We start from the raw sequence: 13,753 nt of genomic DNA on the forward strand, positions 1-13,753 counted from the left end.
AGGGCCAACGCCACGGCGAGAGCCATCGTCTTTCGAGCAAGTCGACTGGGGGCGGAGATTTGCATCTGTGTCATCCCTTGCTTGTAGGGGAAATGCTTCGTTCCATGGCTGCGGTTGACGGGATCTCGGGGGCGGGCAGGTCTTGCCTTCGCAGGGTTTCTGCGAACGCTTTGAGGCTCGGGGTCCGGTAGACGGCGGCGGCTTCGTCGGCGAGCCAGAGAGCGGTTCGGTCGAGGTCTGAGGGCTGCCGGGGCCAGATCCACCGACGGTCGTCGTTGGCGTTTCCGGCCCAGAAGTGGAACGCGTCGCGGAGACTGCCGAAGCCGGGTTCGGCGGGCGCGTTCCAGAGGTCGCGGCCTTCAGCAGCCGCGACTCGACAGCAGACGGCGAAGGCTCGTAGACAGTAGATGGTGTAGAGCAACGAGTCGGGACGAGCCAGTTCTCTCGGGAGCCCGCCGCCGACGGCGATGTGGCGCAGCCGGATGTCGAACCGATCGAGGATCTTGGTGAGCGCGCTCCGATCATCCACGAACTGCAGATAGCGCAGTACCTGCGCGTCCCACCAGACTCCGTGGTTGTTGGGCATCAGTTCTTCCTGGCGGCCGAGCTCGCTCGACCGCATCCAGTGGGTCAGCTCCGCGAACCAGTCCTGCAGGAGCGGGAGACGCTCGGTGAATCGTCCGGCCTTCACCAGCAGGTCGACGTGATCCACGAGGTCGGTCAGGAGCGTCGCCTCGATCTGCCCGATCGCCGCACCGTCGTGGCTACCGGGCAGCGCGGCAGCGTGAGCGAAGTTGGGGCGCATCGCGGTCGCCGGGTCCAGGAACCAGCGTTCGAGACGTTCGACCGCGGCGTCGGCGTAGCGTGCCTCGCCGGTACGGACGTGGGCTTGCACCAGGGTGTTGACGGCCGCGACCGTCTGCCGGAACCGCCGTTTGTCGTAGCGATCGCTCCACGCGTCCGGGTTCCGCCGGCCGTCGACCCTGATGTACGGCAGACCGTCGGCTGTCTCCGGATTCGGCCAGGAGTAGTTGCCGACCGAGTAGTAGTCGTGGGCGTCTCCGGTCCACTCCGACGGCTCCCGGTCGATGATGGAATACGGCCGACCGGCCAGGAACTCGTCGGCCCGGGCCACCAGTTGACGGCTCACTTGGGTCCCGCCTCCGAGAAGGCCTGTTGATACTCGGCCCGGATCTTGTCGCCTCCGCCGTTGCGCCACTTGGTCACGGCTGCCTTCCAGCTCGATACGGGTGCGCGTCCGGCCAAGATGCCGTTCCGCGCATCGGTCAGGTCCTTGCCCAGCTGCAGCCCCTTGGCCGCATCGGTCTCGGAGTACAGGCCCTGGGTCGGATCAGGGGCGAGAATCGGCAGAGCGGCTTCCTGGTAGTCGAAGCGGGCCTGGGCGACATCGCGCCGGCCCGGATCGTAGATGGCCAGGGTCGGTCCGCTGACGTACCCGAACGGCACCAGGCGCAGATTCTGACCGCGCGAGTTCATGATCGGGTCGCTGCCCTCGAACTTGAACGTCTGGCCCTCGATGCCGAAGTTGCGCAGCAGGTACTCGGAAGATCCGAACGGCGCGGCGAGCCAATCGAGTACCCGGAGCACCTCGCGGACCCGGTCCGGCTCGGCCTTGGTGACAGCGGTGAATGCCTGAGCCGCACTCCCCCGAGGATGGACGGGCTTGCTCGCCGCGTCGTAGCCGAACATCGGAAGAGACCCGAGCTTGAAGCCCGGTACCTCGGCTCCCCACATCTCGTACTTGCTCCAGCCGGCGTACCCGCCGAACACGATCGGCGTGGTGCCGTTGGTGAACCAGTCGTTGCGTTGGTTGTTGGACGCGACCAGGCCGTCCGGATGGAAGACGCCGGCGTCGGCGAGCTCGCGGGTGTCGGCCAGCGCCTTCTCGTACGCCTCGAGTTCGATGTTGGAGCGGAACTTCCCGCCGTCCTCGATCCAGCTGCCGGGGATGCCCAGGGAGGCCGCGATCATGGTCAGGGTGCTGCCCGGATCGCCGCAGGCCCAGCGGGACTTGCGCTCGTTGGTCAGGCCTTTCAGCAGGGCCTTGAACTCTCCGATGTCCTTGGGCTGCGCGGGCAGTCCGGTACCGGCGACGAGGTCGGCGCGGATCCAGGCGACCGACGGGATCGGTACCCGGGCGATCGGTACTCCCCACAGGGCGTTGCCGTACACGGTCTTGCGCCACGAGTCGGTGGACAGACCCGCCAGGTTCGGGTAGTCCTTGACGGCATCGCCCGACAAGTACTCGGTCAAGTCGGTGAACTTTGCCTTCAGCAACGCCGGCAACTGCTGCACCGAACCGTAGATCGACACCAGGTCGGGCAGATCCCCGCCGGCCACGGTCGTCGCGAACCGCTGAGCGTAGTCAGCCGCCGGCGCGTAGGTGATATCGAGCTTTCCACCAAGTCGCTTGTCGACCTCCTGCCACAGCGGATTGTCGGACTTGCCGGGCGCCACCGGGTCGAAGGTGTAGGTGAGTGCGGAGATCTGGCCACCCGACAACGGGGGCTTACTGACCGCCGCGACGGGATTCTGCGGGTACTCGAAGTACCCGCTCATCCCGAGCGGGCTTGCGCTCTTCAGCGCGGGTTCGGCGTTCCCGGCCTGGGCGAACGTCGGGAGAACGTCCGCTCCGATTCGGCCGGAGGTTCCCGTCGTCGTCTTGGCGGAGCAGCCGAGAGCTGATCCGGCGGCACCGGCGACGGCTGCCGCGGACAGCCCTTTGAGCAACGTACGGCGCGAAAACGCATCCATGGTTACGGTCCCTCCTCATGGCGGGCGTCCGGTCGATCAGCCTTTGACGGCGCCGATCAGGAGTCCCTTGCTGAAGTGCTTCTGGATGAACGGGTAGATGATCAGGATCGGGATGACGGACATGACGAGAATCGCCATCTGGATCGATGCCTGGGGCGGCAGCGACTCGGTCGACGCCGAGAGCTCGTCCGTACCGAGCGGCGTCTGGTTCACGACGAACGTCCGCAGGACAAGCTGCAGCGGCCATTTCTCGGGCGACGGCAGGTAGAGCAGGGCGGAGAAGAACGCATTCCAGTAGGCGACGGCGTAGAACAAGCCGACCACCGCCACGACGGCCTTCGACAGCGGCAGGACGATGAAGGTGAGGATCCGGAGTTCGCCGGCCCCGTCGATCTTCGCCGACTCGGTCAGCTCACCGGGCAGCTCGAGGAAGAAGGACCGCATCACGATCACGTTGAAGGCGTTGACCACCACCGGCAGGATCAACGCCGCCAGGTTGTCGATCAGGCCGAGCTGCTTGACGATCAGGTACATCGGGATCATGCTCGGATTGAACAAGAGGGTGAACAGTGTCATCAGCAGGATGGGCTTGTGCAACAGCGATCCCGGCCGCGACAGGGCGTACGCGAGCATGATGGTGCAGGCCAGCGACAGGACAGTGCCCACAGCGGTGACCACGACCGACACGGTGAGGGCCCGCGTCACCACTCCTCCCGACAGAACGGCCCGGTACGCCGCGAGCGACGGCTCGCTGGTGAAGAGGACAAGTCCACCGCGCGCGCTGATGTCGCGTTGCGGCGCCAGACTCGTCATCACGACGGCGACGAACGGGACGATCACCGCGAGGCAGGCGACGGTCAGCAGTCCACCGCGCGCCGCGGTCGCCCAGCGCGGCTGCCGCCCCATCCAGGCAGGCCGCTCGTCCGACGCCGTTTGACGGTTGCGCCGAGCCCGGCGTTCAGCGGTGGTCTCCAGCAGTCCGGTCATTTCGAGTACACCCCCCGCTCCCCCATGGCATGGGCGAGCCGGTTCGCCCCGAGTACCAGAACCACGCCGACGACGCCCTTCACCAAGCCGACCGCGGCCGAGACACCCCAGTTCCCGCCGATGATCCCGTTGTTGTAGACGTAGGTGTCGAGCACTTCGGAAGCCTGCGCGCCGACCGGCCCCTGCTGCAGGAGGATCTGCTCGAAACCGACCGTGAGCGAATCACCCAGCCGCAGGATCAGCAGCAGTACGATCACCGGCCGGATCGCGGGCAGCGTGACGTGCCACAGCTGCCGAAGCGGGCCGGCCCGGTCGATCGCCGCCGCCTCGTACAGGTTCAGGTCGACCTTGGACAGCGCGGCCAGGAAGATGATGGTCGACCATCCGGTGTCCTTCCAGATCACCTGCGACGTGATCAGCAGCTTGAACAGCTCCGGTACGCCGATGATGTGGAAGGTTCCCAGGTCCGCGGAGCGCAGCCACTCGTTCAGCATTCCGCCGTTCCCGAACATCTGCTGGAACAACGCCACGACGATGACCCAGGACAGGAAGTGCGGCAGGTAGAGGATCGACTGCGTCAGCCTCTTGGCTCGTTCGTTCAGCATCGAGTTGAGGACCAGAGCCAGCGCGATCGGCACCGGGAACACGAACAGCACCTGGACCATCGTGATGATCAAGGTGTTCACGAGCGCGTTCAGGAACTCCGGGTCGCCGTCGAAGATCACCGAAAAGTTGCTCAGGCCAACGAAATCCGATCCGCTGATGCCGAGGAACGGCTGGTAGTCCTGGAAGGCGATCACGTTGCCGAGCAGCGGCAGGTAGTGGAACACCACCAGGACGATCACTCCCGGCACCGCGAGCACGAGCAGCACCCGGTCCCGGTGCCACCGGGCCGCGAGCTGCCCGCGGAGGCGAGTCTCGCGGGCGGCAGGCGCACCAGGATCGGCGCCGACCCCAGGCCGCACCTTGATCCCCGACGACATCAGCGGATCCTGCTGCCGACCGCTGCGATGGCGGCCTCGACCATCCCCCGCACGCGCTCCTGCGCGCCGTCCCGCGTCTCGTGGGCGCGTTCGGCCGCGGCCAACCGGTCGTCGACGATCTTCTGCAGGAGTTGCCCGGCCGCAGCGTCGGCCCCAGGTCCCAGCTCGATCAGCGGCAGGCCGAGATCGTTGTACATCTGGCCCTTGATCGTGTCGGTCGGCTGCCGCAGGTAGATCGACGGAATGCCTTCCGCCAAGGCGATCAGAGGTGAGTGGCACTCCATGCTCACGACCGCGCCGGCCCGCCGGTACACCGCGGCAGCCTCGGTCAGGTCCCAGAACCGCGGCAGGATGTGGACCAGGTCGGCCACGTCGGCAGGGAAGGTCCCCGCGAACTCGGCCTCGGCGACTTCCATCGCGTAGCTCATCTCCGGCACGACGAGCGCCGGCTCGCCCGTGGCTCGCACCCAGCCGATCACGGTCTGCCGCAGAACGTCCAGGTCGGACTTCAGATAGCCCGCGTTGTAGGCCGTCCGGCGAACGTCCTCGGCCGCGGGTGGGTAGTTCCGGATCTGGTGGTACGGCGTGAAACGCAGCCGCGGTACGACGCACAGGAAGCGTCCGGGCTTCAACCCGTACTCCGCGAGAACCGCCTCGCCGTCGCTGTCGTCGACCACGTCGAACATCACGGTGGCGTCCGGACCGAACGCGATCGTGGGCGCTCCGAGGCCCTGGCCGGCCAGGAACCGCTCGGTCAGCGAGTCCCGGCAGTAGACGAACCCGGCCGTGTCGAGCACCTCGCGCTCGAGCTCGGTGAGCAGGTCACCATCGATCGCGCTGACCATGCTCGCCGCCCGCGCCAGCGTCGATCCGTACGGCCGGAGCGGATCGACTGTCACCCCGAAAATGCCATGCGGCTTTCCGGTCCGTCGATGCCATTCGGCGACCTCCACCTTGGCAACGAGCGATGGCCCCGACCCGTGGACCAAAAGGTCGCCTTCGGCAAACAACCGGTCCAGCTCCGGGCTGAGCGGCTCGCCGGGCACGACCCGGTCCTCGACGATCTCGACGTCCGGGAAGTAGCGGCGGAGCATCTGCCGTACGGTCTCGTCGATGCTGCGGGCCCACAGCGTCAGCTTCACTTCCGGCGCGTAGCGCTGAAAGGCTCGGAGCGCGCCCGGCGTATGGGCGACGTCGCCGATGTTGACGGTCTGCCAGCCGGAGACGAGAACGACGTGAACCATAGGAATTCCCTGTCCAGCCCAGTCCGGATGCGGTGGGCTTACGGTCGATTCGGGGCTACGGCGAGCATCATGCCCGTGATTCATCGGTTAATCAAGATCATGCGAGGGCTGCGACGAGACCTCTCGGCAGGTGGGCGCTCAGCCGGCGTACGGCGCGGTGGATCCTCGATCGATCAATTTCGGCGCCGGCCGCGTCACCAGTGCCGACTGGACGCGGCGGCCGTCGATCATCCGGCGCAGGGTCGTGTAGGCGCGCATTCCGGCTTGCTGCACAGGCATCCGGACCGTGGTCGGTGCCGGCCGCATGGCGTCGGCGATGGGCAGATCCTGGTACACGACGATCGACAGATCGGCGGGAACCCGCAGGCCGAGATCGATGACCGCCGCGATCGCTCCCGGTGCCGCGACGATGTTGTCGATGATCAGCGCGGACGGCGGCCGGGCCGAGCCCAGGAGCTCGCGCGTCGCGGCCGCCAGGTCCGCCGGCTCGTAGCCGACCTGCTTGACCAGCGACCGGTCGAAGCGCACACCCGCGGCCCGCAACGCCGAGCGGTAGCCGTCGAGCCGGGCGCTACTGGCGATCGGGACGACGGGGCCGCCGACCAGTGCGATGCGGCGGTGCCCGAGACCCAGCAGGTGCGTCGTGGCCAGACCGATCCCGGCCGCGTCGTCGATCCACACCGACACGGAGTCGTCGGGTCGCGGGTTCTGCAGGATCACGTACGGGATCGACCGTTTGGTGAGTTCCTCCGCAGTCTCGGTCCCCCATTGGGTGGACCGCAACAACACCCCGTCGACCATGCCCGTGCCCACGATCCGGCTCATCAGGTGGCTGCCCGGTTCGATCCACAGTGCGTCGGCCAGCAACAGCACGTCGCCGTGTTCCTCGGCGGCCGCATGCATGCCACGAATCGCCAGCTCGAAGACCGGGTTCGCGATCTTCGGCACCACCGCCGCGATCACTCCCGACCTGGACAGTCGCAGTGACTGCGCGGCGTGGTTGACGCGATAGCCCGTGTCCCGGATCGCCTGCTCGACGCGCAGCCGGGTCGCCTCGCTCATCCGGACGTTGCCGCGGGCCCCGGAGATCGCCGCGGAGACCACGGCCGTGGACACCCCGGCCCGCTTCGCAACGTCCTTGATCGTGGTCATGCCGCCAGCGTAACCGCACCCGCCTTTGCCACCGATCGACTCGGTTCTTCACTGTGGACCTAAGCGCCGGGAACACTTGGACGGACGCGCTGTCGCTCGCAGGAACGTGCGACGGTGACGTTCTCGAACGTGCTCTCCGTTGATGCGTAGAGCCCGACGCCGCCGTTCCGGACCACGGTGTCGCGGCCCTCCAGGATCTGAACGCCGTTCAACGTGACGGTGATGCGGTCACCGTGGGTCGCTGCACCAAGTTCGACGGGACCTGTCAGCGGGTTGCTGAGGGATACCGTGCCCACCGTGACCGGACCCGACGCATGGGCCTCGCGGACGATACTCGCGTACTGCGTTCTGTTACTCGTCTTGCCGAGGTGGATCCGGTACCCATAGGAATCCGAGGTGTCTCGCAGCGAGATGCCCGCGGTACCGACGGATCCGTTGATCGTGACCGTGGCCTTCGCGGCATAGTCGCACGTCTCGGAGAAGCGTGACGGCAGCGTCGAGTCGGCCAATACGTGCGCCCTGCCATCGGTAGGCGTGAGCTTCAACTGACCCGAGTTGACGGACACCTTTCCTGCGATGCCCCGCCAATTGGCCTGGTCGAGCCCTTCCTTGATCGTGATGTTGTCGAAGGCCGCGGCCCGGCCATTCGTGGAGGCGGCGGCACCACCGGTCGGCAATTGCGTGTCGTCTGCGGAGATCGACGCGTTGCCCACTGTGGCGATCAGATGCTTCCCGACGGCGGAGACGGTCAGTGTGTGCGCGCTGTCTGCGCTGATGGGCAGGTCCGTCTCCGCGAGAAGCGTAGACGTCGCGTTGTAGACCTTCACGAGCTGCAGCTTCGCGCCGCCCGATGTATTGACGACATCGGCCCGGTAGTAGTTGCGGGAGTCGTGGTACCGGAACGCGAGACCGGTCGTTGCCGTCGTCTGGTTTCGTGACCCCGGAGCGATATCGGCCGTCACAACCACGTCATCCGGTACGTTCTGTTGCACCGCCAACGATTGCGTGTCCGCACTCGAGGTCTGCACCAGCTGCGTGTCAGGCTGCGCGCCGCCCAGCGTCCAGGTGCCCTGCACTGGCGTCCAGCCGTCAAGGGAGCCGTTGAAGTCATAGACGGTGCGGTCCAGGCTCGCGTCGGTGAACTTCTCGTTGAGCAACGGCTTCGGGGCGAAGGCCGCCTTGGCCGAGACGGTGACGAGGTTGCCGGTGCGGGTGAACGCGGTCGGGGTGCCGTTGATCTTCACCGCGCGTGCCTTCGGCGCGTTGATCGAAAGGGTGCCGGTGAAGGGGTCCCCGAGCGAGATCTGTGCGGTAGCACCCTGCAGTTCCACACTGACATCGGACACAACTCCGGAGGCTTTGATGACGGTGTCCCCGTCGTCGACGAGCGACGATCCCCGGGTCAGCGCGTACCGCGTCAGCCCGCCGCCCTTGTCGGCACGCTCGAGGTAGGCGGTCTCGGCGTCGGTCGCGGCAGCCCCGAACTGCCTCGACGAGGGACTCGCCTCGCGCGACAGGTAGAAGCGGCCGGTGGCTTTCGGCAGGTCGATCTCCATCGCGCTGGCCACGGAGTGATCCACCTGAGGCAGTTCAATGCGCGACGCCTTGACCGAGGGCGCGGCGCCGGCCTTGCCGGGAACTACGACGGTGTCCAGTCCTGTGGCGCCAGTCGTGGACCAGTCGTACGACAGGTAGTCGACATCCGTGAGCACCTGCTCGCCCACGCGCACGGCGCCGTTCTTGTGGACGCTCGACGTGAGATCAGCGCCGGGTTGGGCCACGGGGACGAGCCGCACGCCGGCAACCGGTGTGGCGCCGGGCACGGTGTCGAACCCGATCGTGGCGACGTTCGTGTTCGGGTCGACGGTGACCGGATCGCCGGGGAAGTGCCAGAGCTGCCGGTAGTCGTGCGCGCCGGTGTCACCGGTGAGGTCGTCGGAGACGACCCAGAAGCCGGGCTTGACGAAGTAGACGACGCGATCGTGCGCGATCGGCCGGTAGGCCTGCGTCTTTCCGCGGTAGATATCGAGGCCCGCGTTCGAGCGCCACAGCGACGTCGAGCGAGGCAGACCGGCGGGCTGCGGTTGTCCGTCCACCTCGATGGTGTTGTGCGCCTCGGTCGTGCGGCGCATCCAGTCGTTCGTCGGGGTCGCGCTGTAGTCCCCCGCTCCGGGGTCGACGATCAGCGGACGCCCGTACGCCGCCATCACCAGGCTGAGGTCGTCGGGATGCCGATGGGAGGCCGTATAGCTGGAGTTCTGGTTGTTGATCAGCATGTACCGGGCATCGGCGTCCCACCCGGACCGCTGGACCGCGTAACTGATCGGGAACACCGTGGACGACAGCGTCGGGACGGTCCCCTCGGTGCGCCCGGAGGCGACCCAGGTGAAGTCGGGCCAGGAGTTGCGCGCACCGGTCCTCCGAATCGCGCTCTCGCCCGCGTCCGTGTTCGGAGAATCACCGACGAGCGCGGTCTCGAGATTCGGTTGACGGGTCGCGAACAGCGCATCCGCGATCCAATCCGCTGACCGAACAATCCCGTCGGGAAGGGTTCGCCCGTTGGCATCCGCAACTTGGATCATCGTGTTGATCAGATCCGCCACGTAGGCCTGATAGTTGAACGTCGGCTCGCGGTACACGCCGTCGCCCTTCACCCAGGCCCGCAGGAACCGCTCGACCGAGCGCACCACGAACGGCTCCCAACCGAAGGACGCCTTGAACTCGGGAAGATAGACCGCCGCGACGTAGATCGAGCGGGCCATCGAGACGTACCAGTTGTTCCCGACATGGATCTGCAGCGCGGTCGCGAGGTGATCCGTCGTCGCGTGCACGCCGGACAGGTACGCCACGAGGTCATTCGCGTCGGTGCTCGGCTCCGTCCGGAACACGGAGAACGCGCTGACGAGCTGGGCCAGCCGCTTGGCGCCCGACAGGTTGCGGTTCTGCACCCAGGTCGGGTTGTCGGCGAAGAAGTCCAGCGAGATGTCCATCCACGCCGACGCGTACGCGGCACGCTTCTGCGGATCGCTCTCCTTCAGATACGCCCTCGTCAGCGTCGACATGAACGCGAAGTCACTCATCAGAACCTGCGCGCTCCCCGGGATGGTCTCCGTACCGCCCCAGAGGTCCGCCCAGTCCACGTCGATCCGCTCCGCGGCATCGTCGTAGAAGTCGCGGGTCACGGTGCCGAACCGGAAGATCCCCGCCGCCAATTCGTCGGCGGTCGCGTCGCCGCCTCCTTCCCCGCCCACACCCGGGTACTCGATGCCTGAGCGGTCCGCGTAGTAGACCTTGAGCTCGGCCGCGGCGCCCGCCTCATCGCCGGCGGCAAGCTCCGCCGCCACGCGGGCGAGCCCCGGACGCGTCAGGTCGAGCAGCTCACCGAGATCCGACATGTCGTTCGTGGCGGCCCGGGCCGGCGACAGACCCGTCACCATCAGAGCCAGCGCGACTGTCCCCGCAGCCCACGCCTGGGCACGGCGGCGAGTGCTCCGCCGAAGAAGTCTTCGTTGCATCCCATCTCCTCATGACACGTGAGAGTTCTTGCTGAGTCCTTCGACTGCACCCACCGGCACCCGTTCTTAGGTGACGTATCGTTAATTCACCGTAGATTTGGTTGCGACGTTACGTCAACGGTTCGAGGGAGACGTGCAAGCGTGACAACGCAACGGGACATCGCCCGCACAGCGGGGGTATCGGTCGCGGTGGTGTCGGCCGTGCTCAACGGCACGACCCACACGCGGATGAGCGAGGCCACCCGTGCGCGGGTCATCGAGGCCATGGAGAACCTCGACTACCAGCCCAACCAAGCGGCCCGGTCCCTGCGGCTCAACCGCACCGGCATGATCGCGCTGATCCTCAACAAACTCGACAATCCCGTCTACGCCCACCTGCTGCGCGGCGTCTACGCGGCCGCGGCCGAGCGCGGCGGGACAGTCCTGCTCGGCGACGCCGAGACGATGCGCTCAGGCAGCCAGTTCGTCACCCGGCTGCTCAGCCAGGGCACCGTCGACGGCATCCTGATCCGGGACGACCGGCTGTACGACGACGACGTGATGGCCGAGCTTCGCTCCCATCCCAAGCCGATCCTCAGCCTGGACTACGCCCAGGACCACCCTTGGGTCGGCATCGACGACCGCCGCGCGGGCGAGATCGCGACCCGGTTCCTGCTCAACCTGCGCCATCGCCGGATCGTCTTCATCGGTGGGGCTACCGGGCACGCGTTCCGGCAGCGCTACCTCGGGTACCAGCAGGAGATGAAGCAGGCCGGGCTGGAACCGGCGCCGCACCTGGCCACCGGGTTCGGTGAGCAGGCCGGTGCCGACGGGCTGCGCCAGGCGCTGCAACTGCCGATCGGGCCGACCGCGGTCGTGGTGAACAACATCATGAGCGCCGTCGGAGTACTGGCCGCCGCCCGGGACCTCGGCATCGCCGTACCCGAACAGCTGTCTGTCGTCGGGATCCACGACGTCGGCCTGATGGAACACCTGCGCCCAGCCGTGACCGCGGTCCGGATGCCCATGTACGAGCTCGGCCGCGCCGGCGTCCACGGGCTGTACGAGCTGATGGCGGGGCGCCCCTGCGCCGGCGGCATCATCGCCGATCCCGAGCCCGAGCTCGTCGTCCGCGACTCGGCAACGGCCGTGACCGAGTAACGTCAAACAGACCCTCTAGGAGGAAGTGACATCAATTGACGTGTCGTTATGTCATTTCTTGTACGTCGTCGGTCGCGAGGCGAGCGTGCAGGTGGGAGTCGTGGCGTCGTCCGGTTGGTTCGACGTAGTAGTCGCGCATCACGCCCTCGAGCTGGAACCCGGCGCGAAGCGCGACGTGGCACGATCCCTCGTTGACCAGGGAGTGGTCGAGGGAGATGCGGTGCAGGCCGAGCCCGTCGGACGCGAAACCCCAGCGCGCCGCCGCGTCCAGCGCACGAGCGCCCAGCCGCCGTCCCCGGGCCACCGGACTGACCCAGTACGCCGCGACGGCCTGATCCGGGATCCGGTGTACGTCCCGCAGCGACACGCTGCCGATCACCTCGTCGGTGCCGGCGTCGGCGATCGCGAAGATCGCGTTGCCGCGCAGCCAGCCCTCCAGTCGCGGCTCCAGCCACCGACGGCCGCGCTGGTCGGCTGGTGAGCGAATCACCGCCGTACCAGCGGTCCAGCGGAGGATGCCCGGGTCCTGCAGCGCCACGCCGACTGCAACCTCGTCGGATGCGACGAACGGGCGCAGTACGACGTCGCCCAGGTCGATCTGGCGTGGCTGCAGGGCCATCTGTGCGGGCATGGCCTCGGACCGGTGTTAGAGCTTGTGGGGCTCGTTGTTGGCGTGCAGCAGCGTCGGCTGGTGCGCGTGTGCACCCAGCTGCTGGACACCGGTGACCAGACCACCGGTGAGGTCACCGGTGGCGAACGAGGTCTGCATGGTCAGCGCGGCCAGACCGGCCGCCGCGTCCGCCAGCTGGCGCCTCGCCTGCGAACCGGTGACGATCTCGAGCCGGCGACCGGCCGGGTCGACGTAGACCAGGATCGTGTTGTCCGGGTCGTCCAGCTCGTTCAGCAGCTCGATCGCGAACGGACGGGTCTCCGAGTCGGCGCCACCGACGTATACCGAGAAGTGCAGGCCGGAGACCTCTTCGGCGTGCCGGACGGCGCGCTCGATGTCGTGGAGCTGGTCGGGGGTGAATGCGTCACCAGCTGGCACTTGCGCCTCCGGTTGTGCGGGCGACGCCGGTGCCGGCGGTCGCGGTGGCCGGCGCGCCGGTCAGCTCAGGCAGATCGGGCAGGTTGGCCGGGTTCGGCTTGGTCGTCGTCGGTCCGTTGATCCAGACCGGCGGGGCCCACCACGACAGCCCCGGGCGGTACCGCGGGCCGTTCGCGATCGACGACGCGAACACCAGCAGCGCCACCACGGCAACAACCAGCGCGGGAATCCCGACGAACACCAGCAAGGAGTGCCCGGACATTTCAACAATCACGCCTGAAGCCTAGCCCCCTCGCTGCGCGGAGGTGTCGCGGGCATCCACCCGGACGCACGAACCGCGGCAGCTAGCCGTTCACCAGCCGCCGCGGTTCCACATCCCAAGTCTTGTTTTCAGCAGCCGCCGCAGTTGTAGTACGTGATGTCCCAGTGGCTGCCTTCGTCCGCGTAGATGTTGCCGGCGCCGGACTTCCACTGCAGGGCACCGTCGCCGCGGTTGGCGATCCGGGTGAAGTTGTTGTGGATGTAGTTGCCGACACACGTGTACTTGGAGATGTCGACCTTGTAGCCGTTGCGGTGGCTGTAGGTGCCGCTGGCGTGGCCGACCTCGGTCCCACCGGTGATGTTCACGGCACACCCACTGGACTGCTTCAGGGTGCGGACGCCGTACACGGTGGAGTCGTTGATGTTGGTGAACGACGTACATGTCGAGACGTTCCAGTCGGAGCAGTTGCCGCTGGACGACCACGTGATGCCGGCGGCGCGGAAGATCGCGGTCGCCTGCGAGTGGGTCATCTTGGTCAGGGCCGACGCCTGCTCGACCGCCACCACACCGGGCAGCAGGCCGACGAGGACGGCGACGAGCGGGACGACGACACGACGGAGCACAGATTTCATGGGGACACTCCTCGG

General features: G+C 67.2%; 12 protein-coding genes. 1 reads left to right on the forward strand and 11 read right to left on the reverse strand.

The window, feature by feature from the left end:
* Window positions 1-70: 70 nt before the first annotated feature.
* The 7 genes from AC0662_RS27035 to AC0662_RS27065 all read right to left on the reverse strand — a co-directional run bounded on the left by AC0662_RS27035 (window position 71) and on the right by AC0662_RS27065 (window position 10,656).
* A complete protein-coding gene (locus tag AC0662_RS27035) occupies window positions 71-1,150 on the reverse strand; it encodes an alginate lyase family protein (RefSeq protein WP_478304093.1) in 1,080 nt (359 codons plus the stop codon).
* A complete protein-coding gene (locus AC0662_RS27040) occupies window positions 1,147-2,775 on the reverse strand; it encodes an extracellular solute-binding protein (protein ID WP_478304095.1) in 1,629 nt (542 codons plus the stop codon). Before AC0662_RS27040 ends, AC0662_RS27035 begins: the two co-directional genes overlap by 4 nt.
* Before the next feature lie 36 nt (window positions 2,776-2,811).
* Window positions 2,812-3,762 carry a carbohydrate ABC transporter permease gene (locus AC0662_RS27045; protein WP_478304097.1) on the reverse strand — a complete coding sequence of 317 codons (951 nt, stop codon included), beginning with the start codon at window positions 3,760-3,762 and terminating at the stop codon, window positions 2,812-2,814.
* A complete protein-coding gene (locus tag AC0662_RS27050) occupies window positions 3,759-4,745 on the reverse strand; it encodes an ABC transporter permease (RefSeq protein ID WP_478304100.1) in 987 nt (328 codons plus the stop codon). Before AC0662_RS27050 ends, AC0662_RS27045 begins: the two co-directional genes overlap by 4 nt.
* Window positions 4,745-5,989 carry a polysaccharide pyruvyl transferase family protein gene (locus tag AC0662_RS27055; RefSeq protein ID WP_478304102.1) on the reverse strand — a complete coding sequence of 415 codons (1,245 nt, stop codon included), beginning with the start codon at window positions 5,987-5,989 and terminating at the stop codon, window positions 4,745-4,747. The genes AC0662_RS27050 and AC0662_RS27055 overlap by 1 nt, the downstream gene beginning before the upstream one ends.
* 138 nt (window positions 5,990-6,127) lie before the next feature.
* On the reverse strand, window positions 6,128-7,141 hold the full coding sequence (locus AC0662_RS27060) for a LacI family DNA-binding transcriptional regulator (protein ID WP_452202357.1): 1,014 nt from the start codon (window positions 7,139-7,141) through the stop codon (window positions 6,128-6,130).
* A 59-nt stretch (window positions 7,142-7,200) separates the two neighbouring features.
* Entirely contained in the window at window positions 7,201-10,656 is a 3,456-nt protein-coding gene (locus AC0662_RS27065) for an alginate lyase family protein (RefSeq protein ID WP_478304104.1), read from the reverse strand.
* A gap of 141 nt (window positions 10,657-10,797) precedes the next feature.
* On the opposite strand from AC0662_RS27065, the gene AC0662_RS27070 reads away from it, so the two are divergent.
* Complete coding sequence (locus tag AC0662_RS27070) at window positions 10,798-11,796, forward strand: LacI family DNA-binding transcriptional regulator (RefSeq protein ID WP_452202353.1); 999 nt, start codon at window positions 10,798-10,800, stop codon at window positions 11,794-11,796.
* Between the two features lie 46 nt (window positions 11,797-11,842).
* On the opposite strand, the gene AC0662_RS27075 is transcribed toward AC0662_RS27070, so the two are convergent.
* The 4 genes from AC0662_RS27075 to AC0662_RS27090 form a co-directional block, all read right to left on the reverse strand.
* The gene (locus AC0662_RS27075; RefSeq protein WP_478304106.1) at window positions 11,843-12,427 is read right to left on the reverse strand and encodes a GNAT family N-acetyltransferase; all 585 of its coding nucleotides are present in this window, start codon (window positions 12,425-12,427) and stop codon (window positions 11,843-11,845) included.
* A gap of 15 nt (window positions 12,428-12,442) precedes the next feature.
* Window positions 12,443-12,844 (reverse strand): DUF5130 family protein, encoded by a 402-nt coding sequence (locus AC0662_RS27080; protein WP_452202349.1) that lies wholly within the window; start codon window positions 12,842-12,844, stop codon window positions 12,443-12,445.
* Window positions 12,831-13,118, reverse strand: a complete 288-nt coding sequence (ctaJ, locus tag AC0662_RS27085; RefSeq protein ID WP_452202347.1) for an aa3-type cytochrome oxidase subunit CtaJ — start codon at window positions 13,116-13,118, stop codon at window positions 12,831-12,833. Before ctaJ ends, AC0662_RS27080 begins: the two co-directional genes overlap by 14 nt.
* Window positions 13,119-13,234: 116 nt before the next feature.
* Window positions 13,235-13,738, reverse strand: a complete 504-nt coding sequence (locus AC0662_RS27090) for a hypothetical protein (RefSeq protein ID WP_452202346.1) — start codon at window positions 13,736-13,738, stop codon at window positions 13,235-13,237.
* Window positions 13,739-13,753 lie beyond the last annotated feature (15 nt).

The sequence above is a fragment of the Kribbella sp. NPDC043289 genome (genome assembly GCF_056436705.1).

Bases quoted from the DNA above. Each gene is read 5' to 3' on its own strand.
- AC0662_RS27040 (WP_478304095.1), bottom strand. From the start codon at position 2,775: ATGGATGCGTTTTCGCGCCGTACGTTGCTCAAAGGGCTGTCCGCGGCA.
- AC0662_RS27045 (WP_478304097.1), bottom strand. From the start codon at position 3,762: ATGACCGGACTGCTGGAGACCACCGCTGAACGCCGGGCTCGGCGCAAC.
- AC0662_RS27050 (WP_478304100.1), bottom strand. From the start codon at position 4,745: ATGTCGTCGGGGATCAAGGTGCGGCCTGGGGTCGGCGCCGATCCTGGT.
- AC0662_RS27055 (WP_478304102.1), bottom strand. From the start codon at position 5,989: ATGGTTCACGTCGTTCTCGTCTCCGGCTGGCAGACCGTCAACATCGGC.
- AC0662_RS27060 (WP_452202357.1), bottom strand. From the start codon at position 7,141: ATGACCACGATCAAGGACGTTGCGAAGCGGGCCGGGGTGTCCACGGCC.
- AC0662_RS27065 (WP_478304104.1), bottom strand. From the start codon at position 10,656: ATGCAACGAAGACTTCTTCGGCGGAGCACTCGCCGCCGTGCCCAGGCG.
- AC0662_RS27075 (WP_478304106.1), bottom strand. From the start codon at position 12,427: ATGCCCGCACAGATGGCCCTGCAGCCACGCCAGATCGACCTGGGCGAC.
- AC0662_RS27090 (WP_452202346.1), bottom strand. From the start codon at position 13,738: ATGAAATCTGTGCTCCGTCGTGTCGTCGTCCCGCTCGTCGCCGTCCTC.